Origin of the sequence: Bradyrhizobium sp. CCBAU 51765, assembly GCF_015291725.1 — a bacterium.
Taxonomy (GTDB): domain Bacteria; phylum Pseudomonadota; class Alphaproteobacteria; order Rhizobiales; family Xanthobacteraceae; genus Bradyrhizobium; species Bradyrhizobium liaoningense.
Window position 1 is genome coordinate 1,507,031 of the sequence record NZ_CP030038.1, and the last position, 25,247, is coordinate 1,532,277.

Sequence of the window (25,247 nt, forward strand, 5' to 3'; positions counted from 1 at the left end):
TCAGCGGCGCAGATAACGCCAGCCTACGACGACGCCGCTCACCGAGACGATGGTGCCAAGGATCGACAACAGCCAGACCACGATGTCCCAGATCGGACGATGCATCAGCAGCAAGCGGAAATCGAAACTGTGCAGCGCGTTGAACAGCCAGCGATATGTGCGACGGCTGCTGTCCACGCGGCCAATGATGTCGCCCGTGACAGGGCTGATGTGAAACCATGTTTTCGCGTCATCATCAAACATGGCGCGCAGCACCGGCAACTCGCGGTCGTGATGATGCGCATACCAGTAGGAGTCGTATGCTTCGAGGACCATCCGCTCCGCCACGCGGGCTTGTGGCAGCAGTTTCGCTGCGGCAGTCCAAAGGCGATCCTGCGGGATTGCCGTAGTCTGGCCCGACGTCACATCCAGCGGTCTCTGCGTGCCATCCCGCGATGCGGCGACAATCATCGGGCAGCCATCAAGCCAGACAAATCGCGCTTCGACGGCGGTGGATTGCGGCGTGGGGAGCTTCGTAGCAATCGTCGGCGCGTCGTGGCCGGCATAGCGCTGCAGCACCTCGCCCGTCGTGTTGCGGCCTGCGAAATATTCGCCGGGGTTGAGCGAAAGCCAGCCGGAGAACGTCCAGGTCAGCACGAAGATGCCTGCGACCAGGCCGGTGACGTGGTGCCACGCCATCCAGCCACGATAGGGCGTGATCCTGCCGCTCGCATAGCGCCGCTTCAGCCGCACGCGAAGGATGCCGATCCAGATGCCGGTGACGCCGATGATCAGAGAAATACCGGAGATCCAAAGCACGACGAGCCGCCACAACGGCCCGTCCTTGCGCAATACGGTCGGGTAGATCCAGTGGGGGATCGAGCCGAGCCAGTTCCAGACGCGTTCGCTGTGATTGGTGTCGAGCGCAATCTCGCCCGAGCGCGAGGAAACATAGAGCTCGGTACCGGCATCGTCGCCGAGCGCAATCAGGTAGAGCGGGCGCAGTGGATCGTAACGGGCCGTTACGCTCCATTGGTCGCGGTCAACAATCTCTTCGAGACGCGGCGATCTGCTCGCGGGATGATGCTGCGCGACCGCAAGCGCCTGCTGATCGGTCACGCCCGTGATGACGCGGCCGTCGGCTGCAGAGATCGCCTGCCGCTTGCCGTCCCAGCCGGTGATCCGATACACCGGTTCGTCCGCCAGCATGGACAGCCGGAGATCGCGGGGATAGTGCGTGGCGCCTGCCGCCTTCATCGCATCGTCCGGCGACACCGCCACTTTCGCCCACTGAATGTCAGGGAGCGCCGCCAGCCTCTCCTTCTCGGACAGGCCGGGAAAAGCGACGTACATCATCACCACGCCAGAAATGAACCACATGGCGAAAAACAGGCAGGTTACGATGCCGACCCAGCGGTGGCCAATGTAAAGCCACCGCCGGAATGTGCGTCTCAGGCGGCGTGCCACGCTCAGAACTTCACGTTGACAGCGAGCTGCGCCGTGCGGGGCATGCCGAGCAGCCACTGGGTGGTGCCCCCCGAGGTCGTGTACACCTCATCGAAGAGATTGTAGATGCGGAATGACACGGTGGTGTTGAGATCAGGCTTCCACTGCACACCTGCATTGACGACATTGTAGGCCGGGCGTGTCACCGTGTTGGCATTGTCCGCATAGGTCTTGCCGACGATCTGTACGCCCGCGTTGGCCGACCAGTTCGGTGCAAAGGCCCAGGTCGCCCAGATGTTGGAGACGGTCTGCGGTACGTTGACCGGTACGTTGCCGGCATAGTTCACGGCTACGCCGCCAACCGACTGCACGAAGTCGTCATACTTCGCGCGCAGGAAAGCGGTGTTGGCATCGATCCGCCAGCCGTAGTCGAGCAGGAATCCGACCGATGCTTCGACGCCGCGCGATGATTGCTGGCCGACCTGGACTGTCAGCGAAGGAATGTTGGGATCGCGGGCCAGGAGGTTGTTCTTCACGATCTCATAGCCGGCCAAGGTCCATTCACCACGGCCGCCCCAGAACGATTGCTTCACGCCGATCTCGATCTGCTTGCCGGTGGCGAGGTCGAAATTCTTGTTGGCGGACGAGAGTGAGATGATCCCTCCGACCGGATCGACCGCGGTGGAATATTGGCCATAGAATGCGAGATCCTTGACGGGCGTATAGACCGCACCCGCGCGCCAGGTCGTCGAGGAGAACGATTTTTCGAAGCTGTTGGCGGGTACCCGATAGTCGGTGCGCGTGACTGTCGGCTCATCCTGACGGATGCCCGCAATCAGGGATAGTTGGTCGGTGACCGACAGCCTGTTCTCGGCAAACAGAGCGTACTGGTTGGTCACGCTGCCGTAACCGGAAGTCGTAGGGTTCGGGCTGTTGAAGACACCTGGAACGAAGTCGTACGGGTTGACGGATGACGAGCCGCCATAGGGCGAATTGTTGGTATGGGTGAAATTGATGCTGTTGACGTCAAAGCCAGCCAGGAACTCGTTGGCCATGCCGAAGACATGTCCTCGAAATTTCGCATCCATGCGATTGCCGACCTGCTGCTGATCGTGAAAAATCTCGATGTAGTCGCTGCGGTTGATCAGTCCGGTGGCGGGGTCATAGGCGTAGCTCTCGACGTTCTTCCAGTGACGCTTGGAATTCAGGTAGTAGAGCGTGTTGTGGATCGAAATTCCATCGGCGACCTGCCAGTCGGTCTTCACCTGGTTCCAGCTGTCCTGGTAGCGGATGTGGCTGTCGCTGACATTGTAGTTCTTGAAGCGTAGCGACTCTTCGAGCCTGCCGTTGATCAGCGGCGTGCCGAAGTAGCGCGACGGGTTGCGATCGCCGTAATCGGTGGACAGCGTCCAGGTGACGTCTTCGTTCTGCCTGACCTGGATCACGGCATGAAGCGCGACGTTCGAGGTGTTGTCACGATCAACCCATCCGTCCGACATGTTGCCGGTGGCGGTGATGCGGTAGGCGACGTCCTTGCTGATGGGACCGCCGCTGTCTACCGCAATTCGCCGCTCCATGTTGGTGTCCAGCGAGACCTCGACCTGGTTGCGAGGGATCCACAACGGCAGTTTCGAAACGATGTTGATGGCGCCGCCGACCGCACCCGCGCCATACATCACCGACGCAGGGCCGTGCAGCACCTCGATGCGCTCGGCTGACCACGTGTCGAACGGAAAGGTCACCGTCCCGGCGCCGATATAGAGCTGGGTACCGTCATACAGCGTCATGACGGATCCAAGGCCCGTGAAGCCGCGGGTATTGAACGAGACTCCGCCATTGCCCGGTGCCGGGCTCGCCGTGAAGCCGGTGGCGTTCTGCGTCACTGCGTCGAGGATGTTCTGCTGGCCGCGTTCAGAAATGGTTTCGGCCGAGATCACCTCCACGCTGGCGGGCGTCTGCAGTCGCGTCAAGCCGAGTCGGCTACCGGCCGTGCTAGCGCCGGTGAGGTTGAGCGTCGGTGCGGCGAACGCGGGACCCGTCGGGTTGGCAGCCGGAGCACGCGTGTCGGCAGCTACGCCTCGCTGCTGGCGCGAGCGCGCGAGGCGCGTGGCATCGCTACGTCGGGTGCTGCGGGCATTCGGTGGCATCGCTGGCGGCTGCACCACCACGGGATCGAGCGTCTGGGCCGGCCTTTCGGACTGTGCCCAGCCATCCGTCGACAACACGAGACAGGAGAATACAACTGAACGGAGCAACGCGCGGCGATGCCGTGGCGCGAAGATTGTACGGGAGGTCATCAATGGACTCGCGATAACGTGGCACGTCACCGCGAACGCAGCTTGGCCGCTGCCTCAAGAGGAAGGCAGCTCAACACCCACCAGGACACCCCGCCCAATGTGCTCGCGTGTGACCACGACTGACGGCAGGTCTCCTGGCTCGCGGGTCGTTGCCTGTCGCCGCCTTCCCAAGCCCGCAGGCTCAGTGGCGTTTGGCGAAGGCTCACCGCTTACAGTTGCGGGGGCAGCCACGGCATTGGGGGATCCCCGCACCGTATTCCCTATTGATCTCCCGAAGGAGAACCGTCGCAGTCACCCTAGTTTTATTTGGAAAGCGCTGTCAACTGGCTGTCTCGCGATGCAGGTCAGCGCGTTGCACCGTGACTGGCCGACGTGCGGATCGCTCGATGGTCGTCGGGCAAAACACGCCGGGTCTCTGTCAATCCCTCACCGCGAAAATATTCCACTTTACCGAAATTCGGATTTGTCGTATGTCTCGCCCATCCCAGCCCACGAAAGGGGCGGTCGTACGTCGTCACGAACGCGGGCTGGGTTGCGGTGGACGCGGGCGGCGTTAAAGGCGGGCTTGCGCGTGCAGGGCGAGATGAACCTCGTGAGCATGGCGCTTCCTGCGAAGACGGACGGCGCTCAATGTCTTGCGAAGCCTCTTGGCGACGCAGGATCGCCTGCGTACGGCGAAACCGTGTGGTCCTGGCCGTCGTTGCTACGGTCAAGCCTTGGCGAGGCGTCACTCGCGTCAACCGGCGCGGGTAGCGTAAATTTCGCTGAGGTGACGGAGGCCAGAAGGAATTCGGCTCCGGGGAGAGCGCGGCATAGGCCGTCAGACCACCGCGCAGGGAAGGCCGGGTTTCGGCTGCCCTGTGTCCCCCCTGTGCATTGCGTGTGCATTCGTTCAGCGCAGGGGTCGTATGGGTGCCGGCTGGCGCCCGGTCTTCCCTGCGCCCTTTCTTTGGAGGGGCGAGAAGTGGAAGCACAACTCGGGCAAATTCCTGCCGCGAGGATGCGAGCGTATGGCGATTGGGCCGGCGAGTTGACGCAGTGGCGCTGTTGCGTTCCGGTCCCGATACACTCCCTGCGTTCACCGGTCTCACTTGCAAGCATGCAGCATCGGCATCAGTGGTGGTGGTCGTTCTCCCCAGAATCTGCACTATGCGCGCCAACACGCCTCCGAAGCGGCCGCCGGGCCCTTGGAGGTTTTGGCAATGGCTTTCCGGAGTGACGATATGAGCGGTTTGGTGATCAGCGGCGGCCGGGTGGTGGATCCCGCGAGCGGGATGGATGCCGTTGGTGACGTGGCGGTGGTGGATGGCAAGATCGCCGCTGTCGGCACGGGCCTCGGCGGCGCCGAGCGGGTGATCGACGCGGCTGGGCTTGTGGTGGCGCCCGGTTTCATCGACCTGCATGCGCATGGCCAGTCGGTCCCGGCCGACCGCATGCAGGCGTTCGACGGCGTCACGACGACGCTGGATCTTGAGGCCGGCGTGCTGCCGGTCGGGTCCTGGTATGAGCGCCAGGCGCGGAAAGGCCGCGTGCTGAACTACGGCGCCGCCACCAACTGGGCCTTTGCCCGCATCGGCGCGATGACCGGCTCCAACGCGGAGAGCTCGCTGGAAGCATTCGGCAATGCCATGCGCGATCGGCGCTGGATGGACAACGTCGCGACCGATGCGGAGGTATCAGGCATTCTCGATCGCCTTACCCGTGGCCTGAACGAGGGCGGCATCGGTATCGGCATCCTGAACGCCTATGCGCCGGGCGCAGGCGTGCAGGAGCTGACGGCGGTCTGCCAGTTGGCTGCGGCCAAGGACGTGCCGACCTTCACCCATGTCGCCTTCATGTCGCGTATCGACCCCGAGAGCGCGGCGGAAGCCTATATCCGCCTGATCGGCTATGCCGGCGCCACCGGCGCGCACATGCACATCTGCCATTTCAACTCGTCGAGCAAGACCGACGTCGAGCGTTGCCGCGTGCTGATCGAGAAGGCGCAGGCGCAGGGGCTGCCGATCACGGTCGAGGCCTATCCCTACGGCACCGGCTCCACCGTGCTGGCCGCTGCCTTCTTCAGCGATCCCGAGTTCGTCGAGCGCAACGGCACGGGCTACGATTCCGTGCAGCGCGTCACTGACGGCTATCGCTTCCACGATCGCGAGGAGTTGCTCAAAGCGCAGGCCGAGGAGCCGTCATCGCTGGTGCTCTGGCACATCCTCGACACCGAGAACAATGCACATCACCGCGACCTGCTCGACATGTCCGTGCTGTATCCCGGCGGCGCCATCGCCTCCGATGCGATGCCGTGGACGCTGTCCGACGGCAGCACCTATACCGGCGATGCCTGGCCGCTGCCGGATGATGCCACCTCGCATCCGCGCTCGGCCGGCTGCTTCACGAAATTCATCCGCGAATGGGTGCGCGAGCGCAAGACCGTGTCGCTGCTGGAAGGCGTGCGCAAATGCGCACTGATCCCGGCAGAGATCCTGTCGCAGAGCACGCCCGCGATGCGCGCCAAGGGCCGGCTCGCGAAAGACGCGGATGCAGACATCGTCGTGTTCGACTATGAGAAGCTCTCGGATCGGGCGACCTTCACCGCGATGAACCGTCCCTCGGAGGGCGTGCGGCATCTCGTGGTCAGCGGCCAGCCGCTGATTTCCGACGGCGTGCTGGACGTGGCGGCGCGGCCCGGTAAGCCGGTGCGCCGCCCCGTCGTCGAGGGCTGACCCATGCCGGTCCCCATTCTCCTGGTGACGGGCTTTTTGGGGGCGGGCAAGACCACGGTCGTCAACCATCTGCTGGCGCATGCGCAGGGGCGGCGCATCGCCGCCGTGGTCAACGATTTCGGCGCGATCAACATCGACGCGGAGCTGATCGCGGGCGCCAGTGACGGCGTGGTCAGCCTTGCCAATGGCTGCATCTGCTGCTCGCTCGAGGGCGATCTGTTGCGCACGCTCTCGACGCTTCTGCGGCGTGATCCCAAGCCTGAGTATATTGTCATCGAGACCAGCGGCGTCGCCGATCCCGCCGACATCGTCCGCAATCTGATGGACCCGGTGATCCTGCGCGAGGCGCCGCTGGAGACGGTGCTCTGCGTGATGGATGCGACGGCGCCGCCCGCTGCACTTGAAGATGCGCTGCATCGATCGCAGCTGCGCGTCGCCGATATCGTGGCGCTCAGCAAGCTGGATCTGGCCGATGCGGACGCGGGAGCACGCATGCGCGCGGCGATCCGTGCGCTGCGTATTCCCGCGGTCGTGGTCGATGCGCAGCATGGCGAGATTCCTGCCGCACTGCTGTTTCCCGCGGAAATCGATCGTCCGGCCGCGCCGCGTGACGTGGGCCCGCGGCGGCCGGCAGAGGAGCGCTTCGAGACGCTGAGCTGGACCTCGGACAAGCCGGTCTCGCTGCCGCGTTTGCAGCAGGCCATCAACCGCCTGGCGCCGAAGCTCGCGCGCGCAAAAGGCTTGTTCGAGACGATCGAGCAGCCCGGTCGCATGATGGTGTTTCAGTTCGCCGGCGGTCGCGCCACGCTCGCACCCGGCGATGCGCCGGCGGCGGGCGCGCCGCGGACACGGATCGTCTTCATCGCCGAGCTCGGGGTGCTCTCGAAGGCGGAGCTCGACGGCATCATGAAAGCGTGCGTTGCGGGCGGTTAGCGCGATCCGCACCGATCGCACGCGGATCAGCTCAAATCGGGCGCCGCCTCAATCCTCGACCGGCAGTGCATCCCCATGCGCATACCAATCCGCGCGGGAAGTCCAGTGCACATGCCGGTCTGGTGTCGCGTCCAGCTTCTCGTCGAACGCGCCGGCATGGATGATCGCCTCGCGTCCGCTGCGCGTGAGGTGCGGCATCGGGCTGCCGCAGATCTTGCAGAAGGCGGTGGCAAAGCTCCGCGCGTTGGGCAGGTCGAAGCGCATGACGGATGTTTCACCGCGCAGCCATCGCAGTGCTTGCGCCTTCACGATCACCTCGCAGGAATGCGCCGTCCCGGTTGCCTTGCGGCAGCGCGAGCAATGGCAATTGAGGAAACGCTCGAACGGTCCTTCGACCTCGAAGGCGATCTCGCCGCACAGGCAGCTCCCGCGGAAGACGGCCATGTCACTCCCCCTCCGGCTCGACCGGCTTCTCGGCCGCCTCTTCGTGGACCGACGGGGCACCGTGCGCGCCGCGCAGCCGGATCATGGTGTCGATCACGTCGACGTCGATCTTCAGCATGTCGAGATCGCGCGTCATCTCGCGCACCTCCTGACCCTTGCGCGCCAGCTCTTCCGACACGTCGACCGCCATCTTGCGCTCGGTCACGTTGCCCTGCGTGTTGACGAACAGTTTGGCGCGCATCCATTCCAGCCGCGCCCGCTGCGTGTCGCGCTCGAACTTCTTCTCGGCGTAGCGGCGCCGCGCCTCGGCATAGGCGCCGATCAGCGCGGTCTCCGGCAGGCTCCACAATTGCTCGACCGACATGGTCATGCCGCTCAGGTCCCGGGTTTTGCATCGGCGGGAGTCCTCTCCCGCACCCCATCAGACCTTTCCGGCGGTCAATTCTCAAGAGGGGACCGCCCCAATCGTGCGGTGCCATCCAGAACGACGATCCCAGCGGTGGTTGCGCTGGGATCGTCTGGAGGTTTCATGGAGGGCATCGAGCACTGCGCCTCCATGGCGACATGATAACGCAAGGCCGCTCCAGATGCGACTGGAACCCGTCCAAGCGTCAGCAGAACGCCAGCGCGTTGACCGCCCGCGTGGTCGCAATCTCGTTCTCATTGCCGACGAACTGGCAGACGACGGATTCGAGCTCGCCCGGCTGCTTGCGGCGGGCCGTCGCCAGCAGCCGCATCAACTCGGTTTCGTCCTTCGACAGGCGCCGGCAGGACGGCGGCATGAAGCACAGCTCGCATGGCCGGCCGCTACGCAGGATCCTGACGAGTGCGGCAGCCCGTGCGACCAGCAGCGGGCTGTCGGCAACGCCGGGTGCCTCGTCCGCGAAGCGATACGCCGCTTCCCAGCAATCGGAAGCGCCGGTGGCGTAGGCCGCTCCGATGAACCGGCAAAGCGACAGTGCGATACGGCAGAAGTCATCGTAGCCTTCGACGCTTCGTGGCGCCGCAAGCGCAGCCTGAAGCGGACAGAGCTGCGACCGGCCGGCGTCCGGGACTGCAAGGGAATCGCATGCATCCTGCATCGTGAATGTTCCCGTCAGTGTAGCGTGGGGCTTCCGACCAGCCGGGTCTTCATCGCCATCATCTGGTCTTGGTCGAAAGACCGCACCTGCCGGTCGGGCAGGATGAGACCGGCCATGCGGAAGATCGTTGCAAGCCCCTGGACCGGCGCAAGCGCCCAATCGGCGCCGACGGGCGGCAGCCAGCACTCGAATTGCTCGCGGGCGACCTCGAACCGTTCCTGCTGCGCAGCGGCAATGGCACGCAGGAGTCCGTGCTCGCTGTCCGACATGCGTGGACAGGTCGGGCAATGCACTTCGATGGCCGTATGGGCCGTGCAGGCGAAGATCTCGATGATGGACTCCAGCGAGGGCCCGGCGTCGCCCACGCGGAAATGGTCGTACACCTCCTTGATGTCGGCCGCGGTCGGAACGGCGCCTCCGCGGCGTGCCTTCGCCCTGAAACCCCAGATGAAGAGCCGCTCCGCTGCGCTCAGCGCAGGAAGATTGAGGGGCCTGGTATGTGTCGATTGATGCATTGAGCCTCTGGCCTTTGGCTGCGCGCGCGGCAGAGCTGGCGCGGATGATCTGCGCCGATCGTTCCGCCAGAGACCCTTCCAAGTCAACGCTCGGAGAGGCGATGTCGAGGTGTTCTAGATTGGAAGCACTCGTATCTCGGAAGCAGCGATCGCTGCAGGACAACGTCAGCACGCTCGTTGCGGGTGTGCGGGCCGCCTAGCGCGCGACTCTGCGAAAATGCGCCGCGATGTCGGCGCGTGTTGCGACCCAGACCCGGCCCTCCAGCCGCGCCAACTCGGCCAGAATGGTCTTCACTGCGCGGAAGCGCGCCGGGCGGCCGCAAATGCGCAGATGAAATCCGACCGACAGCATCGCGGAGCGGCCGCGCTCTGCCTCCTCGACCAGCGTGGTGAGTGCGGCGCTGACATAGTTTGAAAAATCCTCCGGCTGCACAAAGCCGTTCGGGTGAAAGAACTTCATGTCGTTGGTGTCGAAGCCATAGGGCAGGACCAGCATCGCTCCCTGTGGCGACCGGCTCCAATAGGGCAGATCGTCGTCGAGCGCGTTGGAATCGTAGGCGAAGCCGAGCCCGATCAGGATGTCGCGCGTCCATGCGCTCTGACTGCCGCGCGACATGAAGCCGACCGGCGTGAGGCCGGTCGCGCGGGCGATGACGTCGCGCGTCTTCTCAATGTCACGGCGTTCCGTCTCGGCATGCCCATAGAGCGCGTGCGGCAGCCAGCGCCAGCCGTGCACCGCCGGTTCGTGGCCGGCCTCGACCACGGCGCGGGCAAGCTCCGGTACACGCTCGACGGCGCGGCCGCACATCATGAAGGTGGAACGGATCCCGGCCTCGGTAAAGGCGTCGAGGAATCGCCACAGGCCGGCGCGCATGCCATAGTCGAACACCTGTTCCTGCACGAGATCGCGCACGCCCGGCGGCGATGTCGAGGCGACCTCGCCATAGTGCTCCGTCTCCGCATCGCCTTGCTCGACAGCGAGCTCGGCGCCCTCCTCGAAATTCACCACCAGCGACACCGCGACGCGGGCGCCGTTCGGCCAGACGATATCGGGACGGGCTCGGCCATATCCGCGAAGATCGCGTTCGATCGGCATGATCAGCGGCTCCCGATCTGGCGGCTGACGCCGCCGAAGATCTCGGCGCAGACGAGGCCGGCGAGGGTCAGCAGCACGATCACGCCGGAGACGGCGGCGACGCGCACGTCGAGACTGCCTTCGAGGATCGCCCAGAGCTTGATCGGCAGGACCTCGCTGCGCGCGTCGGCGAGGAACAGCGACACCGGAACATTGTCGAAGGAGGTGAGGAACGCGACGAAGCAGCTTGCGACGATGCCGCGGCGGATCAGCGGCAGCGTGACGCGCCGGAAGGTGTACCAGCGGCTGGCGCCCAGGCTCAGCGAGCAGGTGATCAGCACCGGATTGAGCTGCTGCACCGAGGCGCTGACCATCCGGATGACGAAGGGTACGCAGATGATGGCGTGGCCGAGTACCAGCGTCGCTGCCGACAGGCGGATGCCGAGCAGGTTGAAGACCAGCAGCAGCGACAGGCCGAAGGCCATCGCCGGCAGGACCATCGGCGACATGAACAGGGCGTCAAGGACGCGCGCGATCTTCAACCGGCTCCGTGCCAGTCCGAGTGCCGCCGCGCCGCCCAGCACTGCGGAAAGAATCGTCGCCGCCGCTGCGACCTTGAGACTCGTCAACGCGGGCTCGACGATTTCCTGCGATTGCAGCAGCTCGACATACCAGCGCAGCGACCAGCTCGGCGGCGGGAATTTCAGCGTGATGCCGCCGGTGAAGGAAATGATCAGCACGACCAGCGTCGGTGCCAGCAGCAGCAGCATCCCGAAGCCGGTGATGGCACCAATGATGCCGGAATAGGCGCGATCAATCAGGCTACGCTGCATCGACGCCTCGCACATAGCGGCGCGACAGCGCGCCGATCGCAAAGACGATGCCGGTTACGGCCAGCGTGAAAATCAGCGATAGCGCCGCCGAGAACGGCCAGTCCTGCACGCCGACCGCCTGCTGGTAAATATAGGAGGGCATCAGGATAATGCGCCCGCCGCCGACCAGCGTCTGGGTGATGAAGGCGGTCGCAGCGGCAGCGAAGACGAGCAGCCAGCCGGCGATGGCGCCCGGCAGCGTCAGCGGCAGGATGATGGTGATGAAGACGCGTGCGCGGCTTGCGCCCAAACCTTCAGCCGCGCGCGTCAGATTGCCGTCGAGCCTCAGCAGGCTGTTGATGACAGGCAGCGCCATCAGAGGCAGCTGGATCTGGGTCAGCGCCAGAACCATGCCCTCCCAAGTGTAGAGCAGGCGCGCCGGGGCCTGCCAGAGCCCGAGCGACAGCATCGCGGTGTTGATGATGCCGTCGCGGCCGAGGAGGACGATCCAGGCGAAGGTACGCACCACCGTGCTGGTCAGGAGCGGCAGCATGATCAGGAACGTGATCAAGGTGCGCATGAGCTGGCCGCTCGCGGCGTAAACAAGTGCGAGAGGGTAGGCGAGGACCAGCGTCGCCAATGCGACCTCCGTCCCCAGCCAAAGCGTGTCCGTCAGCACCTTGATGCTGAACGGGTCCGAGAAGAAGCGCAGATATTGCGCCAGCGACAGCTCTGCGAACTGCGGTGTGCGGAACAGACTGATCGCGACAAGCGCGATCAGTGGCAGCACGAAGGCGGCCAGGAACAACGCCGCCAGTGGGATCACCGGCAGCATTTGTCGTGATGCAGTCGTGCTTGCCGGCGTCATTTAGATCTTCACTTCCTTGCTGAAGCGGGTGATCCATTCGCCGCGCAGCGGCTGGAACTTGGTCCAGTCGAGCAGCACATTGCTGGCAATGAGGTCGTCGAGGCTCTTGGCGACGGTGAGATTGGCGCCGGTCAGCGCCACCTTGCCGTTGGTCGGCATCATCATCCAGGGCGCCGCTTCGAGGCCTTTCTGCGTTTCGACCGACATCACCGTGTCGAGATAGTCCAGCACCGCCTTCGGATCCTGGTTGTTCTTGACGATCTGGGCGCTGGTGCGGATCACGACCGCGCCGGATTTCGGCTTGGCGAAGGCGATGTCGACGCCCTTGGCGGCGAGCAGCGCCACGTTGTTCCAGAAATTGAAGGCGATATCGATCTCGCCCTGCTGGAACAGCGCAGCCAGCGCGCCGGGCGAAGCCGCGATCGCACCGACGTTGGGCAGCAGCTTCTTCATGGCCTCGAAGGCCGGCTCGATATTGGTCTCGGAACCGCCATTGAGCTTCGCGATCTCGACCATGAAGGCGGTGCCGAGGCTCGACCCCAGGCCGGTGATGCCGACGCGGCCCTTGTATTCCGGTTTCCAAAGATCCTCCCACGAGGTCGGCGGCGTCGTGATCTTCTTCGGATTGTAAGCGATGCCGATCAATTGCGCGGTGATGACAGGGGCGTAGCCGTCGGGATGGCGGAATGCGCTGGGGATATCGGCATATGACTTCGACCGCTCGACCGGAAATTTCTCCAGCACGCCGCTCGCGATCGCCGGGATCAGCGGCCCCTCGTCGAACAGCACGACGTCGAAGGGGGGCGTGTTGCGCGAGGCCTGGATCTTGCCGATCTGGTCGACGCCGAGCAGGGGCGTAAAGGTGACACCGCCGTCGCTGGACTTCTTGAAGGCCGGCCCGACCACCGCGCGGAAGGCTTCGTCGAAACTGCCGGGATAGGTCGTTGCCACGATCGAGGGGGCCGCGCGTGATGATGTCGGCCATCCGAGACTGGCTGCCGCAAGCGCGGCCGAACCTGTGGTGAGCAGCGATCTCCGAGATAGGCTCATGTCAAACACTCCTTTGCTGATGCTTGGAAACGTCGTCGACTGGCGTGCTGAAGATGCTGACGCGCGAGACGTCGGAGATCGCGAGCCAGGCCATGTCACCGGCCTGTACTTTCGCGAGGCCGGAGGCGCGGGCCTGGCTGACCTTCACGGCTTCGCCGGTCGCGGTGACGCCCTCGGTGACGCTGACGGCGCCGAGCGGCACGGTGGCGCGGATCGTGACGGGGATCGCGCCGGGCCGCTCGGCGTCGAACGTGATGTTTTCGGGCCGGACCGAGATCGTCACCGGCGTGCCGCGCCTGCGCTGGGCCGACCGGCCGAGATCGATTTCGGGCCCGGCGTCCAGCTGCACGCGATCCGTGTCGGTGACGGTGCCGCGTAGGAGATTGGTGTGGCCGATGAAGCTCGAGATGAACAGGCTTGCCGGTCGGTCGTAGAGCGCGTCCGGGCTGTCGATCTGCTCGATGCGTCCCTTGTTCAGTACGACGATGCGGTCGGCCATCGACAGCGCCTCCTCCTGGTCGTGCGTGACGATGATGGAGGTGACGCCAAAGGTCTTCAGCAGGCTCTTGATCTCGATCTGCATATCGAGGCGCAGATTTTTGTCGAGCGCCGAGAACGGCTCGTCGAGCAGGACGAGGCCCGGATCGATCGCAAGCGCCCGCGCCAGCGCGACGCGCTGCTGCTGTCCGCCGGATAGCTCTCCGGGCAGCCTTCGCGCAAACGACGCCATCTGGGCGAGGCCCAGCATCTGCTCGACCTTTGCCGCGATCACGTCCTTCGCCGTCTTGCGCGCCCGCAGGCCATAGGCGACGTTTTCGAACACGGTCAGATGCGGAAACAGCGCATAGTTCTGAAACACCATGCCGATGCGGCGGCGATTGGCCGGAATATGCTCGACCCGCGCGCCGTCGAAGCGCACCTCGCCCCGGGACGGACGCAGGAAGCCGGCGATGATCTGGAGCATCGTGGTCTTGCCGCAGCCGGACGGACCGAGGAGGGCGATCAACTCGCCGGCCGCAACGGTGAGATCGATGCGGTCCAGCGCAACGGTCGCGCCGAAGGCGTGGCCGATGTCTTTCAAATCCAGCGAAAGTCCGCGTACATCGCTCAACGCCTGCTCCATCCTTCGCGTTGTCCTGCGCGAGGGGAGTTAGCAATCGCCGTGCCACCACGGCTCGTTCGCTAAGGCCTTGCCAGCGTTGCGATAATTTTTAGGCGCCAAATATTGGCGCCAATCGTATGGCTATATTGTAAACATTATATCCGCCAGTTTGTATAAAAAATGGGCTCCGGCAGCACTCCAGAATCCTGTAAAAGAGACGCATGAAGCGAACCCGTCCCGTCAAGCGCAAGCCGAAGCGCTCCGAGCCGAAGCTCAGGGAGCCGGAGGCCGCGGATCCGCGCAGCATCGACGACGATCCGGTGGTCCAGGGCATCCTGACAGCGATCAGCCAGAAGCGGCTCAAGCCGGGCGCCAAGCTCGGCGAGGACAAGCTCGCCGCGGCCTTCGGTACCACACGGATTCACATCCGCCAGGCGCTATCCCATCTCGCCTCGCGCAAGGTGGTGATGCAGATCCCCAACCGCGGCGCCTTCGTGTACCGGCCGAGCTGGGAGGAGGCGCAGGACATCTTTGCCGCGCGCCGGATCATCGAGACCGCAGCGGTCAGCGCCGCGGTCGACCGGCTGGACAAAGCCGGCAAGGCGGAGCTTAGGGCGCATATGGAGCGGGAGGCGCGTCACGATCGCAATGACCGCTGGGCCTCGCTGTCGCTGACGGCCGAGTTCCACATCCTGGTTGCCAAGCTCGCCGGCAACCGCGTGTTGCTGGAAATGTCGCGTGAGCTGATGCTGCGAACGTCGCTGGCGATTGCGACCTTCGAGCAGCCGGGAGAGCCGGATTGCTCGCCCGACGCCCATCCCGATATCGGCGCGTTGATCCTCGCCCGCGACAAGGCCGGCGCGGTCCATGCCATGCGTCATCACATCGAGGAGATGGAGCAGCGGATCCGGCCGAAAGAAGGCGAGGATGAGGTCGACGAGCTCACCGCGATCTTCCAGGAGATCGGCGCACGGGCGCGGGCGGGCGGCTAGCATGGCCGGCCGCCGCATCCTCCTGATCAACCCGAACAGCCTCGAGGCGACCACCGCGATGATGGTGGCGATTGCCAAGTCTGCAGCCGCGGATGGCTTCGACATTGCCGGCGCCACGGCAACGCGTGCGCCCACGATGATCGTCTCGGCGGATGCGCTGGAAGCAGCCGCGCCGGAGGTCGAGGAGATCGCGCGTGCCCGCAGCGGCGGGTACGACGGCATCATCGTCGCGGCATTCGGCGATCCCGGTCTCGCCGGGATCAAGGTGACGATGAAATTGCCTGCCGTGGGCATCGGCGAGTCCTCGATGCTGGAAGCCGCGGAGAACGGCCGACGCTTCGGCGTGGCGACCACGACGCCGCTGCTGAAAGCGAAGATCGATGCACTGCCGGACGCGCTGGGACTGCGATCGCACTACACCGGCACACGCTTCACCGAGGGCGATCCGCATGAGTTGATGCGTGATCCGTCGCTGTTGCGCACCGCTCTGGCTGGCGCGGTCGAGGCTTGCATTGCGCAGGACGGCGCGGAGGCGGTGATCATCGGCGGCGGTCCGCTGGGTGAAGCAGCACGCGAGCTTCAGCCGATCTTCACCGTGCCCGTCATCGCGCCGATCCCGTCAGCCGTGCGGCGGATCATTCGCCTCGTCGCGGCGTAACGTCTGGTTTTTCCGCGCCGCGGCATCGGCCGTGCTGCGGAAAACTGTTTTCCTTGACATGAACTCTGCCGTGCTCGACGTGTAACGCGGTCGCGTGACGGCGGGTTGCGTCTCTCGCGACAAGAAAAAGCAGCACGGGAAAGACGCCATGAGTGCAGGCCTCGACGAAAGGGACTACCTCGCCGCCTTGCGCAGGTTGTGGGACAAGGCCTGGCCGAAGGGCATGCCGCGCTCGCCGAATTATCTGCACGGTGAAGTTCCCTTGACGGAATATCTGCGCGCCTGGGCGAAGCGGAGTCCGGAGCGTCCAGCGGTGATCTTCTACGGTCACGTCACGACCTACGCGGAGCTCGACCGGCAGAGCGACCGCTTCGCGGCGTTGTTGCAGGCCAAAGGCGTGCGCAAGGGTGACCGCGTCGCTGTCTTCCTGCCGAACTGCCCGCAATTCCACATCGTGTTTTTCGGTATCCTGAAGCTCGGCGCGATCCACGTGCCCGTCAGCCCGCTGTCGCGCGCGTTCGAGCTGTCCTACGAGCTGAACGATACCGAGGCCGAGGTGATCGTCGCGCTGGACCAGCTCATGCCGGTCGTCGAGCAGGTCAGGGGCGAGGTGCGGCTGCGCGAGATCATCGTCACCAGCTTTGCCGATGTCGTGCCGCCAACGCCGGCATTTCCAGCGCCAGACTCGATCCGTGCGCCGCGCGTCGCGGTCCCAGGCGCGACCGATCTGTTGCCGGCGCTCGCTGCGATGCCGGCTCCTGTGCCGCTACCGCCGCCTGGCCTCGATGATGTCGCCGCGCTCAATTACACCGGCGGCACGACCGGCATGCCCAAGGGCTGCGTCCACACCCATCGCGACATGGTCTACACGGCCGCCGCCAATTACGGCATCTCGGTCCTGTCCGACGAGAGCAGCGTGTTCCTGTCGTTCTTTCCGGAGTTCTGGATCGCGGGCGAGAATTTCGGCCTGATCTTCCCGCTGTTCTCCGGCGCGACGCTGGTCCTGCTCGCACGCTGGGATGCCGTCGGCGCGATGGCCGCGATCGACAAATACAAGGTCACGATCATCGCGATGCCGGTCGACGGCGCTGTCGAGCTGATGGACCATCCGCGCTGGAGTGAGTTCGACCTGTCGTCCTTGAAGCAGGTGCGCGTGGTCTCGTTCGTCAAGAAGCTCAATGCCGACTATCGCAAGCGCTGGAAGGATCTGACCGGTACGATTCTGATGGAGGCGGCCTGGGGCATGACGGAAACCCATACCTCCAACACCTTTACGGCCGGCTTCCAGGACGATGATTTCGACCTCAACAACCAGCCGATCTTCGTCGGGCTGCCGGTCCCCGGTGCCGAGTTCAAGATCACCGATTTCGAGACCGGTGCGCTGCTGCCCCTTGGTGCGGAAGGCGAGATCCGCGTCCGCACGCCGTCACTGCTCAAAAGCTACTGGAACAAGCCGGAGGCGACCGCGGAGTCCCTGATCGATGGCTGGCTGCGCACCGGCGACATCGGCACCATCGACAAGGATGGTTTCCTGCACTTCCTCGGCCGCCGCAAGGAGATGCTGAAGGTCAAGGGCATGAGCGTGTTTCCGCCGGAGATCGAGGCGCTGCTGGGGCAACACCCGAAGGTGTTGGGCTCGGGCGTGGTCGGCCGCGACGATCCCGACAAGGGGCAGGTGCCGGTGGCCTTTGTCCAGCTCAAGCCGGAGGCCGCCGGCAGCGTCTCTGCCGAGGATCTGCGCGCCTGGTGCGCCGAGCGCATGGCCGTCTACAAGGTTCCGGAGATTCGTATTATCGAAGCGCTGCCGCTGACGGCTACGGGTAAAGTGAAGAAGCAGGACCTTAATCCAAGCCTGCCTGCTGCTGTCTGAGTGAGAGAGATCATGTCGTTCAAGAAGCTCCTGATCGCCAATCGCGGCGAGATCGCCATTCGCATCGCGCGCGCGGCAGCCGATGCCGGCATCGCGACGGTCGCGATCCATCCTGCGGACGATGCGCTGTCGCTGCATGTGCGCGTTGCCGACGAGGCGGTCGAAATCCCCGGCCGCGGCGCGCGGGCCTATCTCGACATCGACGCCGTGGTGAAGGCGGCCAAAGCGATGGGCTGTGATGCCGTGCATCCCGGCTATGGCTTTCTCAGCGAGAACGCGGCCTTCGCAAAGGCCTGCTCCGACGCAGGGATCACTTTCGTCGGCCCCAAGGTGACCGCGCTCGAACTCTTCGGTGACAAGGTCGCGGCGCGGCAACTGGCCAAGCGCTGCGGCGTGCCGATCATCGCCGGCACCAGCGGCCCGTCGAGCCTCGAGGAAATCACGGCGTTCTTCACCTCCCTCGGCAGCAATGCGGCGATCGTGATCAAGGCGATGGCCGGTGGCGGCGGCCGCGGCATGCGCGTGGTGGAGAACGCGCCCGATCTCGCGGAGGCCTATGCGCGCTGCCAGTCCGAAGCCAGGGCCGCGTTCGGCTTCGAGGGCGTCTATGCCGAGCGGCTGATCCGGCAGGCGCGCCACATCGAGGTGCAGATCATCGGCGACCGCCATGGCGCGATTTCCCATCTCTGGGAGCGCGAATGCACCATCCAGCGCCGGCACCAGAAGCTGATCGAGGTGGCGCCGAGCCCCTCGCTGAGCGATGCCTTGCGCGGCCGCATCATCGAGGCGGCGAAGCAGCTTGCGGCGGCGGCCTCTTACGACAATCTCGGCACCTTCGAGTTTCTGGTCGATGGCACCGCCGAGGACAGCTTTGCCTTCATCGAGGCCAACCCGCGGCTCCAGGTCGAGCACACCGTGACCGAAGAGGTGCTCGGGCTCGACCTCGTCCGCGCCCAGCTCGCGGTCGCTGCGGGCAGCACGCTGGCCGCGCTCGGCCTTGCGCAGGGATCGATCCCGAAGCCGCGCGGCTATGCCATGCAGCTTCGCGTCAACATGGAGACGCTTGACGAGACGGGCGCGACCCATCCGACTGGCGGGGTGCTTGCCGTGTTCGAGCCGCCGTCGGGACCTGGCGTGCGCGTCGATAGCTTTGGCTATGCCGGTTACAAGACCAGTGCGGCCTTCGACTCGCTGTTGGCCAAGGTCATCGTCCATACGCCGGGCGAGGCTTGGCATGACGTGGTCGCGAAAGCGTCGCGTGCCCTGCGCGAGTTTCGGATCGACGGCGTAGTCACCAACGTCGCCTTCCTCCAGGCCGTGCTGGCGCATCCCGATTTCAGGACGAACCGTATTGCGACCGATTTTATCGATCGCAACATCGCAAAACTCGTCGAGGCTGCCGATGGCGCGGCCAAGCCGCTCTACTTTGCGGCGACGGAGCGCGGCGCTCACGGTGCGGAAGCCCATATCGCGCAAGTGGTGCCCGAAGGCGCGGTGATGGTCGCAGCGCCCCTGCAAGGAACCATCGTCACCATCCAGGTGAAGGAAGGCGAGATCGTGCGCCCCGGCCAGCAGCTCGCCGTGATCGAGTCCATGAAGATGGAGCATCTGGTCATGGCCGAGCAGGGCGGCCGGGTCATGAAGCTCCTTGCCGGTGATGGGGCCACGCTGATGCATGGCGAGCCGATCCTCTATCTCGAGCCGCTTGATGTTGCGGCTGACAGCACGGCGGCGGAAGCCGACATCGATCTCGACCACATCCGCCCCGATCTCGCCGAGCTGATCGCACGCCAGGCCAATACGCTCGACGAGAACCGCCCAGCCTCGGTCGAGCGCCGCCGCAACACCAACCAGCGAACCGCGCGCGAGAACGTTGCCCAGCTCGTCGACGACGGCTCGTTCATGGAGTACGGCAGCCTTGCGATCGCGGCACAGCGCCGCCGACGCAAGCTCGACGATCTCATCAAGAATACGCCGGCGGACGGCCTCGTCATGGGCGTCGCCACCGTGAATGCCGCAAAGTTCGGCCCTGAAGGCGCTCGCTGCATCGTCGTGGCCTATGATTACACCGTGCTCGCGGGCACGCAGGGCCACATGAACCACAAGAAGATCGACCGCATGCTGACGCTTGCGGAAGACTGGCGCGTGCCGCTGGTGTTCTATGCCGAGGGCGGCGGCGGCCGGCCCGGCGATACCGACCGGCTCGGCATGACCGGGCTCGACGGTCCGTCCTTCGTGCAATTCGCAAGGCTCTCGGGTCTCGTGCCGGTGGTTGGCGTGGTTTCCGGCTATTGCTTCGCCGGCAATGCCGCGATGCTCGGCTGCTGCGACGTCATCATCGCCACCAAGAACGCCTCGATCGGTATGGGCGGTCCGGCCATGATCGAGGGCGGCGGGCTCGGCGTCTATCATCCGGCCGAGGTCGGCCCTGTCTCGTTCCAGGCGCCGAACGGGGTCATCGACATCCTGGTCGAGGACGAGGAGGCGGCGACGTCCGTCGCGCAGAAATACCTGTCCTATTTCCAGGGGGCGGTGACGGATTGGGAAGCCGCCGACCAGCGCCTGCTCCGCCGGGCGATCCCCGAGAACCGGCTGCGGGTCTACGACATCCGCAGCGTGATCGACCTCGTCGCCGACAAGGATTCCGTGCTGGAGCTGCGCCGCGACTACGGCGTCGGCATGATCACGGCGCTGATCCGCATCGAGGGCAAGCCGTTTGGCCTGATCGCCAACAATCCGCGCCATCTCGGCGGCGCGATCGATGCCGATGCCGGCGACAAGGCCGCGCGATTCCTCCAGCTCTGCGACGCCTTCGATCTGCCGATCGTCTCGCTCTGTGACACGCCCGGCTTCATGGTCGGTCCGGAGGCCGAGAAGACCGCGATCGTGCGCCACGTCTCGCGCATGTTCGTCACGGGCGCGAGCCTCACCGTCCCGCTGTTCGGCATCGTTCTGCGCAAGGGCTATGGTCTCGGGGCGCAGTCCATGATCGGCGGCGGCTTCCACGCCTCGTTCTTCACCGCGGCCTGGCCGACCGGCGAGTTCGGCGGCATGGGTCTGGAAGGCTATGTCCGCCTCGGCTTCCGCAAGGAGATGGAGGCGATCGCCGATCCCGCGGAGCGCGAGACCTACTACCGCAACAAGGTCGCCGAACTCTACGCCAACGGCAAGGCGGTCTCGATCGCCTCCGTGTTCGAGATCGACAACGTGATCGACCCCGCCGAGACCCGGCGGTGGATCATGGCGGGTTTGCGCTCGGTGCCGAAGCCCGAGCCGAGGACGGCGAAGAAGCGGCCGTGTATCGACACGTGGTGAGGGCGGTGCAGCAATTTAGAGTCGTCTAAGGCAACCGATATCCACATCGTCATGCCCGGCCAGAAGCGCGTCTTCGCGCTGGATGTTCCGGGCATCCACGTTCTTTCGCAGTCGCGGCAATACGTGGATGGCCGGGACGAAGCCCGGCCATGACGGCCGCTGAGGCAGCGTACCGCGTCCCCGTTCCCGGTTCCCGATTGACATCCCGCCCCGTGGTGCCAGACTTTGCACAATAATACAGGGTGGAGACGTCCGCGATGGCCAGCCTTTCGGCCTCGAACCATGTCGCCCGTGTCTTGTCCGTCGCCAATCAGGTCACAGACCGCTTGGCCGACGTCGATGCCTCCTCGCGGATCGCCAGTTCCTGGCGGCGCTGCTTGGTCAGTCACAAGCTCGATCCGGCCCGCCAGGGTCCGCCACAGACGCTGACCGAAGCCGAGATCCGGCACGCCGCCGAGCCGATGGAGCAGATGATCAGGCTCGCAATGCCCGAGCTCGACGATCTCGCCCGTGTGCTGCGCGATGCCGGTTACTGCGTCAACCTCGCGGATGCGAACGCGACCATGCTGTTCAGCCGCCTGCCGGGCGAAGCCGATGCCAAGATGTTTCTGGACTGGAAGATCTACACCGGCTCGAACTTCGCCGAGACCTTCGAGGGCACCAATGGGCTGGGAACCGCGCTCGCGGAGGAGAAGCCGATCCTGGTGCATCGCGACGAGCATTTTCGCGCGCAGTGGCACATGTTCTCCTGTGCCGTGGCGCCGCTGTTCGATCAGGCCGGGCGTCTCGCAGGTGCGGTGAACATCACTTCCTGCCGGGAGGATCTCGAACGTACCGCGCACCAGCTTGCGCTGGCTGTGACCATGGAGGCGACGCGGCGGATGGAGGGCGCGATCTTCCGTGGCCATTTCCACAACGCCTGGATCGCCACCGTTCCCGGCGACGGTGGCAGCGGCCTCATCGCCTATGACGACGACCATCGCATCATCGGCGCCTGCCGTTCCGCGCGTGCACTGCTGGGCCTCACCGACGGCATGATCGCCTCCGGCATTGATCTGTCGCGCTACATCGAGTTCGACCATCAGGCCGAGGGCGGCGCGGAGGATGTCGTTCGGCTGCGCCGTGCCGACGGCAGCGCCCTGGGCCAGGGCCATGTCGCGCCGCCGCTGCGCAGGAGGGCGCGCCCGCTCGCGCCGCGCCGCGATGCGCCTGTCGATCGCTTCGATGCGCTGCATCGGCTCGCCGGCCGGGATCCCGGCCTGATCAAGAGCGTGAACCGGCTCAGGCGCATCGGGGATCACAATCTGCCGGTCCTGCTGCATGGCGAGACCGGTGTCGGCAAGGACGTGTTCGCGCGCGCCATTCACGCCGCCAGCAACCGGGCGCGTCACAACTATGTCGCGCTGAATTGCGCGGCGATGCCGGAGAGTCTGATCGACGCCGAACTGTTCGGCTACGAGGCCGGCGCCTTCACCGGCGCCCGGCGCGACGGTTCGAAGGGCCTGATCGTGCAGGCCGATCGCGGCACGCTGTTCCTCGACGAGATCGGCGACATGCCGATCGGCTTGCAGACGCGCCTGTTGCGCGTTCTGGAAAACCGCGAGGTCTGGCCGCTGGGCGCGCTCAAGCCTGTCGCCGTCGACATTCGCCTGATCAGCGCCACGCATCGCGACCTCGGCCGCATGGCGGAGCAGGGCGCGTTCCGCGCCGATCTCTATTTCCGCCTGCGCGGCATCGAGGTGCGGCTGCCGGCGCTGCGCGAGCGCGCCGACCGCGACGATGTCATCCGCCAGATCGCGCGCGAAGAAGCGCCGAATTGTCGTCTGTCGGACGAGGCCTGGTCGCAGCTCGCGGCCTATCCGTTCCCCGGCAACATGCGCCAGCTCCGCCACGTGCTGCGGCTCGCCGGCTGCACCGCGGAAGACGGTGTCATCATGGATGCCGATCTCGATCTGCCGCCGTTCGGTGGACGGGCGGCGGAGGCCGATCTCGCGGCCGCCGAACGCGGGACGATCGTCGGTGCCCTGCGCGCGCATGGTGGCCGCGTCGCCGAAGCGGCTCGTGCCCTGAAGCTCAGCCGCGCGACGCTGTATCGGAAGATCAAGCAACTGAAGATCGAGACGGAGCAATAGCGCTCCATCGCGTGCGGCGAGCGCTCTTCTCCTCGCCCTTTGTGGGAGGGGGTGGATCGCCGCGCAGCGAGGGGTGTCTTTCCGCGCGTTCAACTCTCATTTGAGTTCGTGGATAGATACCCTTCCTCCAGCGCTTTGCGCCACCTTCTCCGGCAAGCGGAGAAGGAAGGGCACCGAGCCCACTGCTCCTTACGAAAAATCCGTCCAGCTCAGATGCCGCGCGTCGAGGTCGCCGATCGTCACGCCGTCGCGCATCTCCCGCGGCGTATGGAAGTTGCTGCGCAAGTACACAAGCGGCGTCGCCTTGGCCGAATGCGAGACGTCACGCACCTCGCCCACGAAGATCGAATGCGTCCTGGTCTCGAATTCCTGCGCCAGCACGCAATCGAACGCGGCAACCGCGTCGCTCAGCACCGGCGCGCCGGTTGCTCCACGCGTCCACTGCCCGAAGGCGAAGCGGTCGTCGCCGTTGACGCCCTTCTGGCCGCTGAAGGTGAGCGCGAGCAGCGCATGATCCTCGTGCAGGAAGTTGATCGCAAACGCGCCTTCCTCGCGGATGCGCGTATGGGCGCTGGCGTTGCGGTTGACGCAGACGATCAGCGAGGGCGGCGTGTCTGACAGCGAGCAGGCCGAGGTCACCGTCAGCCCCGTGCGCTTGCCGTGCTCCGCGCCCACCGTGACCAGCGCCACGGCGCCGGCGCATTGGCGCATCGCCTGCTTGAAGTCCTTGGCATCGACCGTCACGCGGAAGTCTCCGAAATGAATGTGGGTGCGGCACGATCGCGCCGCACCCGGCGCTAAGAGTCTAGCATGATCTGTTCGGAAAACCGCTACGCACTTTTCCGGATCATGCTTGCGTCAAGCCGCCTTCTTCGCCGAGCCGAGATGCGCAAGGCGCGGCATCACCTCGTTCTTGAGCAGCGAGAGCGAGTGGTGCCAGGCTTCCGGCTTGTGCTTGTAATCGAAGCCGAACACGCAGAGCACGCCGAAGCCGCCGACCTCGTCGTAGATCTTCTCGATCTTCTCGGCGACCGTCGCGGGCGAGCCGACGATCCAGTTCCGCTTGGCGCAATATTCGACCGTGACGTCGCTGTCGGGCACGTCGGGCGCGTGCTTCAGATAGTCCTTGAAGCCGAAATGGCCGAGCAGCGGCAGGAAGTACTCGCTCATCATCCGGCCCATCATGTCGCCGGTCGAGAGCTTCCAGGCCTCTTCATCGGTGTCGGCAACGAACACCTCGCGCACCAGCCGCCAGTCCTGCCGGTTCGGCTTGCGCCCGGTCTTGGCGGCCCCGATCTCGACCGAGTCCCAGTGGCTGCCGACATAGGCCGGGTTGAGGTTGAGGCTCATCGGAATGAAGCCGCGCTCGCCCGCAAGCTTCAGCGTGTCCGAGTTCTTCGACAGGCCAGCGACGCCGATCGGGGGATGCGGCGCCTGCAGCGGCTTGATGTGCGGCTTGAGGAAGTCGAACATCGTGTCCGGCTTGGAGACCGTCCAGAACTTGCCTTTGTAGGTCCAGGGCGCGGGATCGCTCCACATCTTCAGGATGATCTCCAGCGCCTCGCGGGTCATGTCGCGGTTCTGCCCGCTCATGCCGTCGACGTTGAACATCGCCCAGTCGCTCGGCAGGCCGGATGCGGCGACGCCGAAATTGAGCCGGCCCTCGGAGAGATGGTCGAGCATGGCGACGCGGTTGGCGAGCTCGGCCGGGTGATGATAGGGCAGCAGGAAGCCGCCCGGTCCGATGCGAAGTTTTTTGGTCTGCATCAGCGCCTGCGCGATCAGCAGGTCCGGCGTGGGATTGGGTTCCCAAGGCGCGGTGTGATGCTCGCCGATCCAGGCTTCCTGATAGCCGAGCTCGTCGAGCCAGCGCAGGACCTGCAGATCCCAATCGTGTCCTTCCTTCAACCCGCACTCCGGCGGATGCGAAGGCATCGTGAAATAGCCGATCTCCATGGGTTTC

At 65.2% G+C, this 25,247-nt stretch carries 20 protein-coding genes and 1 riboswitch; of the genes, 7 read left to right on the plus strand and 13 right to left on the minus strand.

The window, feature by feature from the left end:
* Together XH96_RS07090 and XH96_RS07095 are read right to left on the minus strand one after the other, a co-directional pair.
* The gene (locus XH96_RS07090; RefSeq protein ID WP_194391716.1) at positions 1 to 1,446 is read right to left on the minus strand and encodes a PepSY domain-containing protein; all 1,446 of its coding nucleotides are present in this window, start codon (positions 1,444 to 1,446) and stop codon (positions 1 to 3) included.
* A gap of 2 nt (positions 1,447 to 1,448) precedes the next feature.
* Entirely contained in the window at positions 1,449 to 3,722 is a 2,274-nt protein-coding gene (locus XH96_RS07095) for a TonB-dependent siderophore receptor (protein ID WP_194391718.1), read from the minus strand.
* A gap of 106 nt (positions 3,723 to 3,828) precedes the next feature.
* Positions 3,829 to 4,024: riboswitch (cobalamin riboswitch) on the minus strand.
* A 921-nt stretch (positions 4,025 to 4,945) separates the two neighbouring features.
* Here XH96_RS07095 and XH96_RS07100 point away from each other — a divergent pair.
* Both XH96_RS07100 and XH96_RS07105 read left to right on the plus strand, forming a co-directional pair.
* Positions 4,946 to 6,436 carry an amidohydrolase family protein gene (locus XH96_RS07100; RefSeq protein WP_246789987.1) on the plus strand — a complete coding sequence of 497 codons (1,491 nt, stop codon included), beginning with the start codon at positions 4,946 to 4,948 and terminating at the stop codon, positions 6,434 to 6,436.
* Positions 6,437 to 6,439: 3 nt separating this feature from the next.
* Entirely contained in the window at positions 6,440 to 7,369 is a 930-nt protein-coding gene (locus XH96_RS07105; protein ID WP_194391722.1) for a GTP-binding protein, read from the plus strand.
* A 48-nt stretch (positions 7,370 to 7,417) separates the two neighbouring features.
* Here XH96_RS07105 and XH96_RS07110 read toward each other — a convergent pair whose 3' ends face one another.
* From XH96_RS07110 to XH96_RS07150, 9 genes are all read right to left on the minus strand, one after another.
* Positions 7,418 to 7,813, minus strand: coding sequence for a GFA family protein (locus XH96_RS07110; protein WP_194391724.1), 396 nt, complete (start codon positions 7,811 to 7,813; stop codon positions 7,418 to 7,420).
* A 1-nt stretch (position 7,814) separates the two neighbouring features.
* Entirely contained in the window at positions 7,815 to 8,183 is a 369-nt protein-coding gene (locus XH96_RS07115; RefSeq protein ID WP_194391726.1) for a hypothetical protein, read from the minus strand.
* Positions 8,184 to 8,424: 241 nt separating this feature from the next.
* Positions 8,425 to 8,895: a hypothetical protein gene (locus tag XH96_RS07120; protein ID WP_194391728.1), complete on the minus strand. Its 471-nt coding sequence runs from the start codon at positions 8,893 to 8,895 to the stop codon at positions 8,425 to 8,427.
* A gap of 14 nt (positions 8,896 to 8,909) precedes the next feature.
* Positions 8,910 to 9,410, minus strand: coding sequence for a hypothetical protein (locus tag XH96_RS07125; RefSeq protein WP_194391730.1), 501 nt, complete (start codon positions 9,408 to 9,410; stop codon positions 8,910 to 8,912).
* A 196-nt stretch (positions 9,411 to 9,606) separates the two neighbouring features.
* The gene (locus XH96_RS07130) at positions 9,607 to 10,506 is read right to left on the minus strand and encodes a polysaccharide deacetylase family protein (protein ID WP_194391738.1); all 900 of its coding nucleotides are present in this window, start codon (positions 10,504 to 10,506) and stop codon (positions 9,607 to 9,609) included.
* A 2-nt stretch (positions 10,507 to 10,508) separates the two neighbouring features.
* Positions 10,509 to 11,318 (minus strand): ABC transporter permease, encoded by an 810-nt coding sequence (locus XH96_RS07135; RefSeq protein WP_194391740.1) that lies wholly within the window; start codon positions 11,316 to 11,318, stop codon positions 10,509 to 10,511.
* The gene (locus tag XH96_RS07140) at positions 11,308 to 12,165 is read right to left on the minus strand and encodes an ABC transporter permease (protein WP_194391742.1); all 858 of its coding nucleotides are present in this window, start codon (positions 12,163 to 12,165) and stop codon (positions 11,308 to 11,310) included. The genes XH96_RS07135 and XH96_RS07140 overlap by 11 nt, the downstream gene beginning before the upstream one ends.
* Positions 12,166 to 13,215: an ABC transporter substrate-binding protein gene (locus XH96_RS07145; protein WP_194391744.1), complete on the minus strand. Its 1,050-nt coding sequence runs from the start codon at positions 13,213 to 13,215 to the stop codon at positions 12,166 to 12,168.
* Position 13,216: 1 nt separating this feature from the next.
* Positions 13,217 to 14,338 carry an ABC transporter ATP-binding protein gene (locus XH96_RS07150; protein WP_194391745.1) on the minus strand — a complete coding sequence of 374 codons (1,122 nt, stop codon included), beginning with the start codon at positions 14,336 to 14,338 and terminating at the stop codon, positions 13,217 to 13,219.
* A 200-nt stretch (positions 14,339 to 14,538) separates the two neighbouring features.
* On the opposite strand from XH96_RS07150, the gene XH96_RS07155 reads away from it, so the two are divergent.
* From XH96_RS07155 to XH96_RS07175, 5 genes are all read left to right on the plus strand, one after another.
* The gene (locus XH96_RS07155) at positions 14,539 to 15,309 is read left to right on the plus strand and encodes a GntR family transcriptional regulator (protein ID WP_194391747.1); all 771 of its coding nucleotides are present in this window, start codon (positions 14,539 to 14,541) and stop codon (positions 15,307 to 15,309) included.
* 1 nt (position 15,310) lies between these two features.
* Positions 15,311 to 15,967 (plus strand): aspartate/glutamate racemase family protein, encoded by a 657-nt coding sequence (locus XH96_RS07160; RefSeq protein WP_194391749.1) that lies wholly within the window; start codon positions 15,311 to 15,313, stop codon positions 15,965 to 15,967.
* A gap of 148 nt (positions 15,968 to 16,115) precedes the next feature.
* Positions 16,116 to 17,837 carry an AMP-binding protein gene (locus tag XH96_RS07165; RefSeq protein WP_194391751.1) on the plus strand — a complete coding sequence of 574 codons (1,722 nt, stop codon included), beginning with the start codon at positions 16,116 to 16,118 and terminating at the stop codon, positions 17,835 to 17,837.
* A 12-nt stretch (positions 17,838 to 17,849) separates the two neighbouring features.
* Complete coding sequence (locus XH96_RS07170; protein ID WP_194391753.1) at positions 17,850 to 21,152, plus strand: carboxyl transferase domain-containing protein; 3,303 nt, start codon at positions 17,850 to 17,852, stop codon at positions 21,150 to 21,152.
* Between the two features lie 257 nt (positions 21,153 to 21,409).
* Entirely contained in the window at positions 21,410 to 23,284 is a 1,875-nt protein-coding gene (locus XH96_RS07175) for a sigma-54-dependent Fis family transcriptional regulator (protein WP_194391755.1), read from the plus strand.
* 189 nt (positions 23,285 to 23,473) lie between these two features.
* Here the strand turns inward: XH96_RS07175 and XH96_RS07180 are convergent, their stop codons facing one another.
* Both XH96_RS07180 and XH96_RS07185 read right to left on the minus strand, forming a co-directional pair.
* Positions 23,474 to 24,028 carry a flavin reductase family protein gene (locus XH96_RS07180; protein ID WP_194391756.1) on the minus strand — a complete coding sequence of 185 codons (555 nt, stop codon included), beginning with the start codon at positions 24,026 to 24,028 and terminating at the stop codon, positions 23,474 to 23,476.
* A 114-nt stretch (positions 24,029 to 24,142) separates the two neighbouring features.
* Positions 24,143 to 25,240 (minus strand): LLM class flavin-dependent oxidoreductase, encoded by a 1,098-nt coding sequence (locus tag XH96_RS07185; RefSeq protein WP_194391757.1) that lies wholly within the window; start codon positions 25,238 to 25,240, stop codon positions 24,143 to 24,145.
* Between the last annotated feature and the right edge of the window lie 7 nt (positions 25,241 to 25,247).